Genomic DNA, 14,851 nt, shown 5'->3' with positions numbered 1-14,851 from the left:
TGTTTGGGCGGAAAGATCTGTCAATTCGGATCCTTATTCCGCGGCCTTGGCACTGACGGCGGCGTTGAAACTGGAGAAGAACTGCTGGGCTAGCTTCGTGGATGTCGAGTCGATCAATCGCGCTCCGAGCTGTGCGATCTTGCCACCGACCAGGGCTTTTGCTTCATACCGCAAGACCGTCTCGCTTCCCTCGTCCTTCAGCACGACATCAGCCCCGCCCTTGGCAAAGCCAGCGATACCGCCCTTGCCTTCGCCTGAGATCGTGTAACTCTCCGGCACGTTGATATTGGAAAGCGTGACCTCGCCGTTGAAGGTCGCCGAAACGGGGCCGATCTTCACCTTAACCACCGCGGCCAGCTCGGTCGGCGACTTCATCTCCAGGCTCTGACAGCCCGGAATGCACTGCTTCAAAATCTCGGGATCATTCAGCGCGGCCCATACGACGCCCCGTGGCGCCAAAATCCGTTCTTCGCCGATCAAGTCCATTCGAAATCCTCTCATTTCGCCCTGGCTCAATTTATCACAGCCGGAAAGCGCTTTGCCAAGGTGAAACGGAATGCTATTTGCACGAGTTCTATCGAACCGAAGCACGCGGAACATCACGTTGAGACAAAAAGAACGCCGGCCAGGCCAGAAATCCGCCGCCGGCCCCTCCGGCGGGCGCCGCGCCGACGACCGCAGCCCGCGGCCGACAAGGCCCGCGGCAAAGCCTGCGCCGGCGCGCGAAAAGCTACGCGAACCGGCCTCGGTTCCGACGGCGACCGATCGTCCGTTGACGGCGCGAACCGGCGAGCGGCCGGCTGAGCGCGTGCCCGTCATCCTCGAATCTCTTGATGCTGGTGACTTTCATCTGATCGACAGCGGCAATGGCGAGAAGCTGGAACAATACGGCCCCTACCGGATCGTGCGCCCTGAAGGCCAGGCACTGTGGCAGCCATCCCTGCCGAAGCAGGTCTGGGAAAAGGTCGATGCGGTCTTCACCGGCGATACGGACGAGGAAGGCACAGGGCGCTGGCGCTTTCCCAAGGAGGCGCTCGGCGAGACCTGGCCGCTCAACCTGCTCGGCGTGGATTTCCTCGGCCGTTTTACCTCCTTCCGGCATGTGGGCGTCTTTCCAGAGCAGATCGTCCACTGGACCTGGATGAAGCAGCAGGTGGAAGCCACTGGACGACCACTGAAAGTGCTGAACCTCTTCGGCTACACCGGCGTCGCCTCTCTCGTGGCGGCAGCAGCAGGCGCCGAGGTTACGCATGTCGATGCGTCGAAGAAGGCGATCGGCTGGGCTCGTGACAACCAGGCCCTGAGCCGGCTGGAAAAGGCGCCGATTCGCTGGATCTGCGAAGACGCAATGAAGTTCATCCAGCGTGAGGAGCGCCGCGGCAACAAATACGACATCATCCTCACCGATCCGCCGAAATTCGGCCGTGGGCCGAATGGCGAGGTCTGGCACCTGTTCGAGCATCTGCCGGTCATGCTCGACATCTGCCGCGAAATTCTGTCGCCGAAGGCGGTCGGGCTGGTGCTGACGGCCTATTCGATCCGCGCCAGCTTCTATTCGATCCATGAGCTGATGCGCGAGACGATGCGCGGCGCCGGCGGTGTCGTCGAGTCAGGCGAGCTCGTCATTCGCGAGGGCGGGCTGGACGGCAAGGCGCCAGGGCGCGCGCTCTCGACCTCCCTTTTTTCCCGCTGGGTGCCGAAATGATCCATGAACACAAGGGCCACGGGCCACACAAAGTCGGGCATGTGAAAGAGGTCACCTCGCTCGCCAATCCCATCATCAAGGATATCAAGGCACTCAGCGACAAGAAGACGCGTGAGCAGAGCGGCACCTTCATGGCCGAAGGCCTGAAGCTGGTGATCGATGCGATCGAACTCGGCTGGATGATCCGCACTCTTGTTTATGCCAAGGCCGCCAAGGGCAAGCCGCTTGTCGAGCAGATGGCGGCGAAGACCATTGCATCAGGCGGGCTGGTGCTTGAGGTCAGCGAGAAGGTGCTCTCCTCGGTCACCCGTCGCGACAATCCGCAGATGGTGGTCGGCATCTTCGAGAGTCGCTGGAAGCCGCTGCGCGACATCCATCCAAAGCCCGGGGAAACCTGGATCGCCCTCGATCGGGTCCGCGACCCCGGCAATCTCGGCACAATCATCCGCACCGCCGATGCCGCCGGCGCCTCCGGGGTCATCCTTGTCGGCGAGACGACCGATCCGTTCTCGCTGGAAACGGTGCGCGCCACCATGGGTTCGGTATTTGCCGTTCCTGTCGCCCGCGCAACCCCCGAGGAGTTCATCGTCTGGAAGAAGCACGCCGGCGTTTCTGTCGTCGCCACGCATCTGGCGGGCTCGGTCGATTACCGGACAATCGACTACAAGAAGAAGCCGGTGGTGATCCTGATGGGCAACGAGCAATCCGGTCTGCCGGAGCATCTTGCCAAGGAAGCCGATACGCTTGCCCGTATTCCGCAGCAGGGCCGCGCCGACTCGCTCAATCTGGCCGTTGCCAGCGCCGTCATGCTGTTCGAGGCACGCCGGCATCTCCTCTCACTCGACGAGGCAAAATGACCGAACCGACGCTCGAACGACCGACGCTATTTGCCCGGCCAGTGCCGATCCTGATCTTTATCGTCATTGCCGTCGTGCTCGACCAAATCGTCAAGATCGTTGTCGACCACACGCTGCCGCTCCAGGAACCGGTGCACCTTATCCCGATGCTGGCGCTCTACCGGACCTACAATCTCGGCGTCGCCTTCTCGATGCTCTCGGGCATGGACGGCTGGTTCATCGTCGGCATGCGCCTGGCCATCGTTGCGTTCGTCGTCTGGCTCTGGCATCGCACCGGTAAGCAACGCACCTTCGCTCACCTTGGCTATGCGCTGATCATTGCCGGCGCACTCGGTAACCTGATCGACCGCTTCCTCTATGGACATGTCATCGACTACATTCTGTTTCATACCGATACATGGTCGTTCGCCGTCTTCAACTTAGCCGACAGTTTTATCACGATCGGCGCTGGATGCGTGATTTTGGACGAACTGGTACAACCTAAAAACGCAGACCGTTAAAATCTTAGCAGTTTGCTGAAGCCATTTAGAACCGCCGTCGTGTTATCCGACGACCATGCAAAGTCTTGGTCGATTGCACGAGAGACTTGCCGCCGCATTCGGGCGGCCCACCACTCATCGCGATGGCGAGCGGGTTTCGAATGCTGTTGCCCAACAAACCGAGGTCATTTCTCCGCAATCCGAACGCCGCCGCATAGGCTACAAGCTGATGTCATGGTGGTTGGGTGGACTTGGTCTTGTTGTAGGCCTGATCCCAGCTGCAGTGGCCAACACAGGCGGTCCGCTGTTGCTTTCGATAGAGCTCGTCGTTGCAGCACTATCCGTTGCGGTCCTTCTCGCAATCTTTTCGACTGCCAGACAAAGAAGCGTACGGAACCACCTAACTGGCGTTTCTCCCGCATGGGGCCAAGGGACGGCTCTTTTCGCCGATATCCATGACGCGCTCGGCGACATTACAGTCACGCGCAACATGGACCGTCGTATCGTCGGCGCCAACGAGACGTTTCGTCGGCTGACCGGTCGCGCCAATCCGGTGGGGCTGACCTGTGAGGAGATTGGAATCGCCTTTCGTCCGGGCCCAGCACCGCATCGCTTCGAAGTCGAGATTTCGACGCCGGTGGGCCAGCGCATCTACTTCTGGCGTGATGTCGTGACCCGCGATCCGGCCGATGGACGATTGCTGCTGCAGAGCATCGCCCGCGACGTCACCGAAGAGCGGCTGACGGCGCAGGCCCGCGAGGAGGCCCGGCAAAAGGCTGAATACAACAGCGCTGCCAAATCGCGCCTGCTTGCCACCGTCAGCCACGAAATCCGCACCCCGCTTTCTGGCATTCTTGGCATGACTCATCTCCTGACCGAAACCCGCCTGACGCAGGAGCAGCAGAACTATCTCACAGGCATCCGGCAATCCGGCTATGCATTGACACAGCTGGTCGAGGACTTGCTCGACTTCTCCACTATCGAGGTCGGTCGCTTTCAACTGCGCCCGCGCGCCGAATCGCTGCGCAAGCTGATCGAGAGCGTCGTCGAAATGCTTGCCCACCGCGCCCATGAAAAAGGTATTGAGATTGGCGCGACTGTGGCTTGCGACCTGCCGGAGTTGATGAGCTTCGACCCAGCGCGCCTGCGTCAGGTGTTGTTCAACGTCATCGGAAACGCCGTGAAGTTCACCCAGACAGGCGGCGTTTTCGTGCGGGCGTCGCTGGAGGCCAGCGATGTTGTGATCAACGTCACCGATACCGGGCCTGGAATGACTGAGGAAGAACGCAACCGCATCTTCGGCGAGTTCGAGCAGGGCGGCACATCGATCGAAAAGAGTGCGGGGACGGGACTTGGTCTCTCCATCTCCGCCCGTATCATGCGCGAATTTTGCGGCTCTCTTGCCGTCGCCAGCAAAAAAGGAACCGGCAGCGAATTCAGCATCCGGTTTCCGATCGACATTGCGGAGGAAAGCCGCGGCAGCCGCAACGGCGTGCTTGCTGGAAGCGTCGTGCTGCTGCTTGCGCCTTCCGGCGCGGCGCGGATGGCAATATCGGAAACGATATCAACGCTCGGCGGCGATTGTCACCTCGTGACTGACGGCGCGAGTGCGCATGAGATGTTGCTTTCCATGGCCTCTGGCGGTCGCCGGCCAACCGACATTATCGTCGACCACCGCATGTCGGCGGAGTTTGCTGATCACCTTGCCGACCGAGCCGAAATCGCGGCATTGGGACTGCGCAAGATCTTCCTCGTCAACCCCGAAGAGCGAAACGCCCACGCGCTCGACCTGTTCGACGCCTGGCTGATAAGGCCGCTGCGAGAGCAGTCGCTGATCGACGTGCTGCGTGGACGGATGCGCGGCATGGAGAAGCGCGATGCGCTTAACGACAACCAGCCAGGGTTTAGCGTCTCCATCCCCGAAGCTGGAATCCAGAGCGGGCTGCGGATTCTGCTGGCTGAAGATGACCAGATCAACGCAATGCTCATCCGCGCCATGCTCGAGAAGGCCGGTCACACCGTCGAACATGTCGAACATTTCGAGACGCTCCTCGATCGCGCACTGTCGGAAGGAAGCGCGCGCCCCGAAATCGTCATCAGCGACCTTTCCATGCCGGGTGGCGACGGTATCGACATGCTTGGTCGGCTACGCGGTCATGAACGCCGGCTTGACGTTTCGCCCGTTCCTATCATTGTTCTGACTGCCGACAAGCGCGATGAATCCCGTAGACAAGTCTTGCTGAATGGTGCAAACCGCGTCATGGTAAAGCCGGTTGACCCGATAAGGTTGCTGACGGAAGTCCAAGCTGTTGCTGCGCTTTCGGCCCGCCGCGCGGAAGCGCGGTAGCCATCAAACAACCGGCACGCTTCTTGCGTGTGACCGGGTGAATGATGTCACTTTCCTGTCGCATATAAGTGTTTTATGGCGTGTCAAAAGCCGGCAACGGGAGAATCGCCATGTCAGTAGACGCTTTTAATAGTGCCGTCGCCGAAGTTCATCGGCCGTCGCGCACGCTTGCGCCGAAGGAAGGCGATATCCTCGGCCGCATCGGCAATCTTGAGACTCGTCTTGCCCGCACAGCCAGTGAGATTGATGCCGCCCAGGCTGTTCGATTTCGGGTCTTCGTCGAAGAGATGGGTGCACAGCTTTCGCTGGAGGCCATGCGCCGTAAGCGCGATTTCGATTCCTACGACGAATTCTGCGACCATCTGCTCGTGCTTGATCGCTCGATCGAGGGCGACAGCGAGGATCAGATCGTCGGTACCTATCGCCTGCTGCGACAGGAAGTCGCGATGGCCAACGGCGGCTTTTACTCGGCTTCGGAATTCGCAATCGACGAGCTGCTCGCCCGCCACCCGGATAAGCGGTTCATGGAGCTCGGTCGCTCCTGCGTGCTGCCCGACTACCGGACCAAGCGCACGGTCGAGCTCCTATGGCAGGGCAACTGGGCCTATGCGCTGAAGCATGGCATGAGCGCCATGTTCGGCTGCGCCTCGTTCCCAGGCATCCACCCGGAAAGCCACGCGCTTGCATTGTCCTTCCTGCACCACAACGTAGCCGCCAAGGATGAATGGGCCGTCGCAGCCCTTCCGCACCTGGCTCGTGACATGGATTTGATGCCGGCCGAAGCTGTCAATCCGAAGCGGGCGCTTATGGCGTTGCCGCCTCTGATCAAGGGTTATCTGCGCCTCGGCGCCATGGTCGGCTCGACCGCCGTCGTCGACAAGGCCTTTAATACGACGGACGTTCTGATCGTGTTGCCGATTGCCAGCATTTCCGATCGCTACCTGAACTACTACGGCGCCGACGCCGGACGGTTCTCGAGCTGATTTTCCACCGATGTAACGAAGGAGCGGGAGGATGCCTCCCGCTCTGTCTCCTTCACGATCCAGCATAGGCCGCGATTGCGGCCATGTTGACGATGTCGGAATCCTTCGCTCCCATCGACGTGATCTGAACCGCCTTGTCGAGGCCGACGAGGATCGGGCCGATGACGGTCGAACCGCCGAGTTCCTGCAGCATCTTCGTGGAGATCGACGCCGAGTGGAACGCTGGCATGACCAGTACGTTGGCCGGTCCGGACAGGCGGCAGAACGGGTACTGCTCCATCACCTTACGGTTCAGCGCCACGTCGGCCGCCATCTCGCCGTCATACTCGAAATCGACGCGGCGCTTGTCGAGGATCTTAACGGCTTCGCGCACGCGCTCGGAGCGCTCGCCCGAGGGATGGCCGAAGGTCGAATAGGCGAGCATGGCAACACGCGGCTGATAACCCATGCGGCGCGCAAAACCCGCGGCTTCCACGGCGATATCGGCGAGCTCCGCGGCCGATGGCATGTCGTGGACGGCCGTATCCGCGACAAAAACGGTGCGACCGCGGCAAAGCGCAACCGAAACGCCGATCACCTGATGTCCCGGCTTCATGTCGATGCAGCGGCGCACATCTTCGAGCGCCGTCGAATAATTGCGGGTGATGCCCGTCACCATCCCGTCGGCATCGCCAAGCGCCACCATGCAAGCGGCGAAGTGGTTGCGGTCCTGATGGATCAGACGTTGGGCATCGCGGTGGAGGTAACCCTTGCGCTGCAGGCGCGCATAGAGATAGTCGATATAGGCCTCGACACGGGTGGAGATGCGTGCGTTGACAATTTCCAGTCCCGGGCGATTGAGATCGATGCCGGCGCGCTCGGCGGTCGCATGAATCAGGTCCTCGCGGCCGAGGAGGATCGCCGTGCCGAGCTGCTGGTTGGCGTAGGACATTGCCGCACGCATGACCTGCTCTTCTTCGGCTTCGGCAAAGACTACCCGCTTCGGGCGGCGGCGAACGCGCTCGTAGAGGCTCGCCAGCGTCGAGGCGATGGGATCTCGGCGGGCCGAAAGTTCGCGGGCATAGGCTGCCATGTCGACGATCGGCTTGCGGGCGACACCGCTGTCAATCGCGGCCTGCGCCACGGCCACCGGGATTGCGGAAATCAAGCGCGGATCGAACGGCACCGGAATAATGTATTGCGCGCCGAAGCGCGGACGATTGCCCTGATACGCCGCCACAACATCATCAGGCACGTCTTCGCGTGCGAGGTTTGCCAGCGCCTGGACAGCCGCAATCTTCATGGCGTCGTTGATAGTGGTGGCACGAACATCCAACGCACCACGGAAGATATAGGGAAAGCCGAGAACGTTGTTGACCTGGTTCGGATAGTCGGATCGGCCAGTTGCCATGATAGCGTCGTCGCGAATGCGGGCGACCTCTTCAGGCGTAATTTCCGGGTCGGGATTGGCCATGGCAAAAATGATCGGGCGATCGGCCATCGAACGGATCATGGTCTCGGAGAAGGCACCCTTCTGCGAGAGACCGAAGACCACGTCCGCGCCCTTCATGGCCTCCTCGAGCGTGCGCGCCTTTGTCTTGACCGCGTGCGCTGATTTCCACTGGTTCATGCCCTCGGTTCGGCCCTGGTATATCACGCCCTTTGTGTCGCAAAGGACAATATTCTCGGGCGCGAAGCCCATGGCCTTGATGAGTTCGACGCAGGCAATGGCAGCGGCACCTGCACCGTTGCAGACGAGTTTCGTCGTCTTCAGGTCGCGGCCGGTCAGTTCCAGCGCGTTGATGAGACCTGCGGCAGCGATGATCGCCGTGCCGTGTTGGTCGTCATGGAAAACAGGAATGTCCATCAGCTCGCGCAGGCGCTGCTCGATGATGAAGCAGTCCGGCGCCTTGATATCTTCGAGATTGATACCGCCAAAGGAAGGGCCGAGGAAGCGGACGCAGTTGATGAACTCGTCGACATTTTCGGTATCGACTTCAAGATCGATGGAATCGACGTCGGCAAAGCGCTTGAAGAGCACCGATTTGCCCTCCATGACCGGCTTGGAGGCCAACGCGCCCAGATTGCCGAGACCGAGAATCGCCGTACCGTTTGAAATGACTGCGACCATGTTCCCGCGGGTCGTGTAGTCGTAGGCGGTGGCAGGATCGGCGGCGATTGCCTTCACCGGAACGGCAACGCCCGGCGAATAGGCAAGCGACAGATCGCGCTGCGTCGCCATCGGTTTCGTGGCGTTGATCTCGAGCTTTCCGGGCCGCCCCATGGCGTGGAACTCAAGAGCCTCGTTGTCGGTCACTGATGTAACCGGCCGCTGCTTCTTCTCGGTGTCGGGCATTTTTCCTCCAACGTCTTGTGGGTGACGCCTTGCTCTTCCTCAATCGCGGTTGTCATCTATAGCTGTGGGCAGCTAGGGTTGGCACCTCTTTTTTGGAAAAAATGCATCTCCGTGAACGAACGAATTGACACTGGAATAGAAGCCTTTTCGGCTGCCGAGCTGACCACGGAAGAAAGTCGCGCCTCGGCAACACCGATGATGGAGCAATTCATCGAGATCAAGGCCAACAACCCTGACTCGCTGTTGTTCTATCGCATGGGCGATTTCTATGAACTGTTCTTCGAGGATGCACTGGAAGCCTCCCGCGCGCTCGGCATCACGCTCACCCGTCGGGGTCAGCACATGGGGCAGGACATTCCGATGTGCGGGGTGCCTGTTCATGCGGCCGACGACTATCTGCAGAAACTGATCGCCCTCGGCTTCCGGGTTGCCGTCTGCGAACAGGTCGAGGACCCGGCGGAAGCCAAAAAGCGCGGCTCCAAATCGGTCGTGAAGCGCGACGTCGTCCGCCTCGTGACACCGGGCACGATCACCGAGGAAAAGCTGCTTTCGCCATCGGAATCGAACTATCTGATGGCGCTTACCCGGATTCGCGCCAGCGCCGAGCCGGTACTGGCGCTCGCCTGGATCGACATCTCGACCGGGATTTTCCGAGTGGCCGAGACTGAAAACTCGCGCCTGCTCGCCGATATCCTACGCATCGACCCGCGTGAACTGATCGTGCCCGATACGATCTTTCACGATCCCGAGCTGAAACCCGTTTTCGACGTACTGGGCCGCACCGCCGTTCCGCAGCCGGCTGTGCTCTTCGACAGCGCCACTGCCGAAGGGCGGATCGCACGTTATTTCAATGTCTCGACGCTCGACGGCTTCGGCAGCTTTTCGCGCGCCGAGCTTGCCGCCGCCGCTGCAGCCGTCGCCTACGTCGAGAAGACACAGATCGCCGAACGACCGCCGCTCGGGCGTCCGGAGCGCGAGAGCGGCGCTTCGACGCTGTTCATCGATCCGGCCACCCGCGCCAATCTCGAACTTGTCCGCACGTTGTCGGGCGATCGCAACGGCTCGCTGCTGAAGGCGATCGACCGCACAGTGACCGGCGGCGGCGCGCGCTTGCTCGCCGAACGGCTGATGTCTCCACTGACCGACCCCATACGTATCAATGAGCGGCTGGATTCGATTGGCTTCCTGATGGAGGAGCCCTCGCTTTGCGGCGACCTGCGCCACCATCTCAAGCATGTGCCGGATATGCCGCGGGCGCTTTCCCGCCTTGCACTCGACCGCGGCGGACCGCGAGACCTTGCCGCCATCCGACAGGGACTTTGCGCTGCAGGTGATCTCGCTCGGTTGCTGGCGGACGCGCTGCTGCCGGAGGAACTGAAGCTTGCGCTTTCGAGCCTTCAGGCCCTCCCCTCCGGCCTCGCGGCGCTACTGTCCGAGACACTCGGCGATGAGCTACCCCTGCTGAAGCGCGACGGCGGCTTCCTGAGGGATGGCGCCAATGCCGAACTCGACGAGGTCAGGGCGCTTCGTGATCAGTCACGCCGCGTGATTGCCGGCCTGCAGCTGCAATATGCCGAGGAAACCGGCATAAAGTCGCTGAAGATCAAGCACAACAACATCCTCGGCTATTTCATCGAGGTCACTGCCGGCAATGCCGGACCGATGACCGATACGCCGGAGGCGAAGGGCCGCTTCATTCACCGCCAGACGATGGCGAACGCGATGCGGTTCACCACGACCGAACTTGCAGACCTGGAAAGCCGGATCGCTAACGCCGCCGACAAGGCGCTTGCGATCGAACTGGCGGCCTTCGACCACATGACCTCGGCCGTCGTCGCCGAGGCCGAGGCAATCAAGGCGGGCGCTCGCGCCCTGGCCGTCATCGACGTTGCCGCCGGCCTTGCGCTTCTGGCCGACGAACAGGCCTATTGCCGGCCGCTCGTCGATCACTCGAAGATCTTTGCAATCGAAGGCGGGCGCCACCCGGTCGTCGAGCAGGCGCTGCGGCGGCAGTCATCCGGCCCATTCGTGGCCAACAACTGCGATCTGTCGCCAGTCTCCGACGGCAAGGATGGCGCGATCTGGCTGCTGACAGGCCCGAACATGGGCGGCAAGTCGACCTTTCTGCGTCAGAACGCGCTGATTGCGATCCTCGCGCAGACAGGTTCCTTCGTACCGGCGATCTCCGCCCATATCGGCATCGTCGATCGCCTGTTCTCGCGCGTCGGCGCCTCCGACGATCTCGCTCGCGGCCGCTCTACGTTCATGGTGGAAATGGTCGAAACGGCCGCGATCCTCAACCAGGCGACAGACCGGTCGCTCGTCATTCTCGACGAGATCGGCCGCGGTACGGCAACTTTCGACGGCCTCTCCATCGCTTGGGCCGCGGTCGAGCATCTGCATGAGGCGAACCGCTGCCGTGGTCTCTTCGCCACCCATTTCCATGAGCTGACGGTGCTTTCGGAAAAGCTTGCACGCCTATCGAACGCGACGATGCGCGTGAAGGAATGGGACGGCGACGTGATCTTCCTGCATGAGGTGGGCCCCGGTGCTGCCGACCGCTCCTATGGCATCCAGGTTGCCCGACTGGCAGGTTTGCCGGCCTCGGTCGTGTCCCGCGCCCGCGACGTGTTGATGCGTCTCGAGGATGCCGACCGCAAGAACCCGGCGAGCCAGCTTATCGACGATCTACCGCTGTTCCAGGTGGCTGTGCGTCGCGAGGATGGCAATCGTGGCCCCTCGAAGGTGGAGGAAGCCCTGAAGGGTATGAGCCTCGACGACATGACCCCGCGCGAGGCAATGGATGCGCTCTACGAACTTAAGAAGAAGCTGAAGCAGGGATGACCGATGTTCATGGACCGGCTGTTCAACGAGACCCAGAGGCTTGCGGCGATCTTCAGCGCGCTTGAAGCGCTGCGGCTCGCGGACGAGCGCGGCATGCCCCGCGGATGGGCCTCTCCCTTCGGTCTGTTGCAGATCATCCGCTGCTGCGCCAGGATTCTGGAGCTATCGTCCTGTGTTGCCAAAGCAGGCTACCGCGAGTGTGACCAAGAGACGCTGGAGGCGATTACCAGCGAGACACGTCAGGTGCTCTATTCCGTGCGGGCGCTGATCGCTGCCTGATCGCCTGATGCCGACGGTTTCCGGCCGACAACACCTTTTCGCCAAAATTAAGGGTTCTGCAGTAGGAAATCCCGTGTCATCGGCGGGCAAAGAGGCTATAGCGCATGCAGACGAAACGAGAGGCGCAGCAGGAAGCGGCTGCGCCGCGCGAACAGGAAGCCGCCCCGCGCATGGCGACGACGAACGAAATCGATTTCTCCGATATCCTCGACACCGACTATCTCCTGAAGATGTGTGACGCCGTGGCCGAGGCCAACAAGACACGGCCTGACGTCATGCGATCCGATCTGCTGGCGACCCTCAAGAAGGCGAGCAGCGAAGGTCGGCGGAAGGCACGAGAACTGCTTTCGGCCGACGGCAGCGGTATCAATTGCGCCCGCCGGATTTCATGGCTGCAGGACCAGATTACGACAGCTCTCTACGAGTTCGTCTGTGCCCATGTCTTCCCGAAACAGAAGGACAAGTTCGCCGTCACGGCCGTCGGCGGCTATGGGCGCGACACGCTGGCGCCGGGCTCCGATATCGACCTCCTGTTCCTGTTTCAGCCGAAGCCGGCGGAGGAGACGCACAAGGCGGTCGAATTCATGCTCTACGTCCTTTGGGACATGGGCTTCAAGGTCGGACACGCGACACGCACGATTGAAGAATGCATCGCGTTGTCGAAATCAGACATGACGATCCGTACCGCGATCCTTGAAATGCGCTACATCTGCGGCCTGCGCTCGCTCGAGGCGCAGCTCGAGGCGCGCTTCGACAAGGAAATCGTCACCGGCACCGGTCCCGAATTTATCGCCGCGAAGCTTGCCGAGCGCGACGAGCGCCACCGCAAGGCCGGCGACACGCGCTATCTGGTCGAGCCTAACGTCAAGGAAGGAAAGGGCGGCTTGCGCGACCTGCACACGCTCTTCTGGATCTCGAAATACTACTACCATGTCCGCGATACGGCAGAGCTTGTCCCGCTCGGCGTTCTCTCGAAGCACGAGTATCACGTCTTCCAGAAGGCCGATGATTTCCTCTGGGCAGTGCGCTGCCACATGCATTTCCTGACCGGAAAAGCCGAAGAACGCCTGTCCTTCGATATCCAGCGCGAGATCGCCGAGGCGCTTGGATATCATTCCCGCCCCGGCCTCTCCGCCGTCGAACGCTTCATGAAGCACTACTTCCTCGTCGCCAAGGATGTCGGCGACCTGACGCGCATTCTCTGCGCAGCGCTCGAGGACCAGCAGGCGAAGTCGACGCCGGGTCTGACCGGCGTCATCAGCCGCTTTGCAAATCGTAGCCGCAAGATCGCCGGCAGCACCGAGTTTGTCGAGGATCGCGGCCGTATCGCGCTCGCAAGCCCCGATGTATTCAAGAGTGATCCGGTCAGCATCATCCGCCTGTTCCATGTCGCCGATATCAATGGGCTGGAATTCCATCCGGACGCACTGAAGCGCGTCACCCGTTCGCTAAGCCTGATTGACAACAATCTGCGCGAGAATGACGAGGCAAATCGCCTCTTCATGTCGATCCTGACCTCGAAGCGCGATCCGGCGCTGATACTTCGGCGTATGAACGAGGCTGGAGTGCTCGGGCGCTTCATCCCGGAATTCGGCAAGATCGTCGCGATGATGCAGTTCAATATGTACCACCACTATACGGTAGATGAGCATCTGATCCGCACGGTCGAGGTGCTGTCGGAGATCGACAAGGGCAAGGCCGACGACCTGCACCCGCTCGCGAACAAGCTGATGCCCGGCATCGAGGACCGCGAAGCGCTTTACGTCGCCGTGCTGCTGCACGACATTGCCAAGGGCCGACAGGAGGATCATTCGATCGCCGGCGCCCGCGTTGCCCGCAAGCTGTGCGCTCGCTTTGGCCTGTCGCAGAAGCAGACGGAGATGGTCGTCTGGTTGATCCAGGAGCATCTGGCTATGTCGATGGTCGCGCAGACCCGCGACCTCACGGACCGAAAGACGATCACCGATTTTGCCGATGTGGTGCAGTCGCTCGACCGTCTGAAGATGTTGCTTATCCTGACGATCTGTGACATCCGCGCCGTCGGTCCCGGTGTCTGGAACGGCTGGAAGGGTCAGTTGCTGCGCACGCTTTATTATGAAACGGAACTGCTGCTTGCCGGCGGCTTCTCGGAGGTTTCACGCAAGGAGCGCGCCAACTTCGCGGCCGAAGCGCTCTACAATGCGCTCTCCGACTGGAGCCAGAAGGACCGCAAGATCTACAGCAAGCTGCACTATCAGCCCTACCTGCTTTCCGTTCCCCTGGAAGACCAGGTGCGCCATGCCGGATTTATCAGACAGGCGGACAAGGCAGGTCAGGCGCTGGCAACGATGGTGCGAACCGACAGTTTCCATGCAATCACCGAAATCACAGTATTGTCGCCCGACCATCCGCGCCTCTTGGCCGTCATTGCTGGGGCCTGTGCCGCGGCTGGCGCCAATATTGTCGACGCGCAGATCTTCACGACCTCGGATGGCCGTGCGCTTGATACCATCCATGTCAGTCGCGAGTTCAAAGACGACGCCGACGAGCTACGGCGTGCAGGCACCATTGGGCGGATGATCGAGGACGTGCTTTCCGGCCGCAAGCGGCTCCCCGAGGTGATCGCGACGCGGACCAAGAACCGCAAGAAGAGCAAGGCCTTCGTCATCCCGCCGTCGGTCAACATCTCGAACAGCCTATCGAACAAGTTCACCGTCATCGAGGTAGAATGCCTTGACCGACCGGGCTTGCTGTCGGAAATCACGGCGGTTCTCTCGGATCTGTCGCTCGATATTCAATCGGCCCGCATCACCACCTTCGGCGAGAAGGTCATCGATACCTTCTACGTGACCGACCTTGTCGGCCAGAAGATCTCGGGCGACAGCAAACGCTCGAACATCACCGCGCGCCTCAAGGCCGTGATGGCAGAGGAGCAGGACGAGCTGCGCGAACGCATGCCCTCAGGCATCATCGCGCCGCCGACCACGTCCCGCGCTACGACGCAGACAGAAAAGAAGGCGGATTCGCCCGCATGAGCCAAAAC

General features: G+C 61.1%; 10 protein-coding genes. 8 read left to right on the top strand and 2 right to left on the bottom strand.

Going from position 1 to position 14,851, the window contains the following annotated elements; genetic code table 11:
• Window positions 1–33 precede the first annotated feature (33 nt).
• Window positions 34–486, bottom strand: coding sequence for an SRPBCC family protein (locus BN77_RS06125; RefSeq protein ID WP_007529574.1), 453 nt, complete (start codon window positions 484–486; stop codon window positions 34–36).
• Window positions 487–604: 118 nt separating this feature from the next.
• Between BN77_RS06125 and BN77_RS06120 the strand changes: the two genes are divergently transcribed.
• The 5 genes from BN77_RS06120 to olsB all read left to right on the top strand — a co-directional run bounded on the left by BN77_RS06120 (window position 605) and on the right by olsB (window position 6,371).
• Window positions 605–1,705, top strand: a complete 1,101-nt coding sequence (locus BN77_RS06120; protein WP_040677599.1) for a class I SAM-dependent methyltransferase — start codon at window positions 605–607, stop codon at window positions 1,703–1,705.
• The gene (locus BN77_RS06115; RefSeq protein ID WP_007529569.1) at window positions 1,702–2,562 is read left to right on the top strand and encodes a TrmH family RNA methyltransferase; all 861 of its coding nucleotides are present in this window, start codon (window positions 1,702–1,704) and stop codon (window positions 2,560–2,562) included. Before BN77_RS06120 ends, BN77_RS06115 begins: the two co-directional genes overlap by 4 nt.
• Window positions 2,559–3,062 (top strand): signal peptidase II, encoded by a 504-nt coding sequence (gene lspA / locus BN77_RS06110; RefSeq protein ID WP_007529567.1) that lies wholly within the window; start codon window positions 2,559–2,561, stop codon window positions 3,060–3,062. Before BN77_RS06115 ends, lspA begins: the two co-directional genes overlap by 4 nt.
• Before the next feature lie 55 nt (window positions 3,063–3,117).
• Window positions 3,118–5,388, top strand: coding sequence for a hybrid sensor histidine kinase/response regulator (locus BN77_RS06105; RefSeq protein WP_007529565.1), 2,271 nt, complete (start codon window positions 3,118–3,120; stop codon window positions 5,386–5,388).
• A 110-nt stretch (window positions 5,389–5,498) separates the two neighbouring features.
• The gene (gene olsB / locus BN77_RS06100; RefSeq protein WP_007529563.1) at window positions 5,499–6,371 is read left to right on the top strand and encodes a l-ornithine N(alpha)-acyltransferase; all 873 of its coding nucleotides are present in this window, start codon (window positions 5,499–5,501) and stop codon (window positions 6,369–6,371) included.
• Between the two features lie 52 nt (window positions 6,372–6,423).
• Here the strand turns inward: olsB and BN77_RS06095 are convergent, their stop codons facing one another.
• Entirely contained in the window at window positions 6,424–8,706 is a 2,283-nt protein-coding gene (locus BN77_RS06095) for an NADP-dependent malic enzyme (protein WP_007529561.1), read from the bottom strand.
• Between the two features lie 111 nt (window positions 8,707–8,817).
• Between BN77_RS06095 and mutS the strand changes: the two genes are divergently transcribed.
• The 3 genes from mutS (at window position 8,818) to BN77_RS06080 (ending at window position 14,843) form a co-directional block, all read left to right on the top strand.
• Complete coding sequence (mutS, locus tag BN77_RS06090; RefSeq protein WP_040676796.1) at window positions 8,818–11,550, top strand: DNA mismatch repair protein MutS; 2,733 nt, start codon at window positions 8,818–8,820, stop codon at window positions 11,548–11,550.
• 3 nt (window positions 11,551–11,553) lie between these two features.
• Complete coding sequence (locus BN77_RS06085) at window positions 11,554–11,829, top strand: hypothetical protein (RefSeq protein WP_007529556.1); 276 nt, start codon at window positions 11,554–11,556, stop codon at window positions 11,827–11,829.
• Window positions 11,830–11,933: 104 nt separating this feature from the next.
• A complete protein-coding gene (locus BN77_RS06080) occupies window positions 11,934–14,843 on the top strand; it encodes a [protein-PII] uridylyltransferase (protein ID WP_007529553.1) in 2,910 nt (969 codons plus the stop codon).
• Window positions 14,844–14,851 lie beyond the last annotated feature (8 nt).

The organism is Rhizobium mesoamericanum STM3625, assembly GCF_000312665.1.
GTDB lineage: Bacteria > Pseudomonadota > Alphaproteobacteria > Rhizobiales > Rhizobiaceae > Rhizobium > Rhizobium mesoamericanum.
The sequence above is the reverse complement of the archived record's forward strand: the minus strand, read 5'-3'. Positions and strand labels throughout refer to the sequence as shown.

Coding starts and splice junctions, on each gene's coding strand:
- BN77_RS06095 (WP_007529561.1), bottom strand. CDS start 8,706: ATGCCCGACACCGAGAAGAAGCAGCGGCCGGTTACATCAGTGACCGAC.
- BN77_RS06115 (WP_007529569.1), top strand. CDS start 1,702: ATGATCCATGAACACAAGGGCCACGGGCCACACAAAGTCGGGCATGTG.
- BN77_RS06085 (WP_007529556.1), top strand. CDS start 11,554: ATGTTCATGGACCGGCTGTTCAACGAGACCCAGAGGCTTGCGGCGATC.
- BN77_RS06080 (WP_007529553.1), top strand. CDS start 11,934: ATGCAGACGAAACGAGAGGCGCAGCAGGAAGCGGCTGCGCCGCGCGAA.
- BN77_RS06105 (WP_007529565.1), top strand. CDS start 3,118: ATGCAAAGTCTTGGTCGATTGCACGAGAGACTTGCCGCCGCATTCGGG.
- BN77_RS06125 (WP_007529574.1), bottom strand. CDS start 486: ATGGACTTGATCGGCGAAGAACGGATTTTGGCGCCACGGGGCGTCGTA.
- olsB (WP_007529563.1), top strand. CDS start 5,499: ATGTCAGTAGACGCTTTTAATAGTGCCGTCGCCGAAGTTCATCGGCCG.
- lspA (WP_007529567.1), top strand. CDS start 2,559: ATGACCGAACCGACGCTCGAACGACCGACGCTATTTGCCCGGCCAGTG.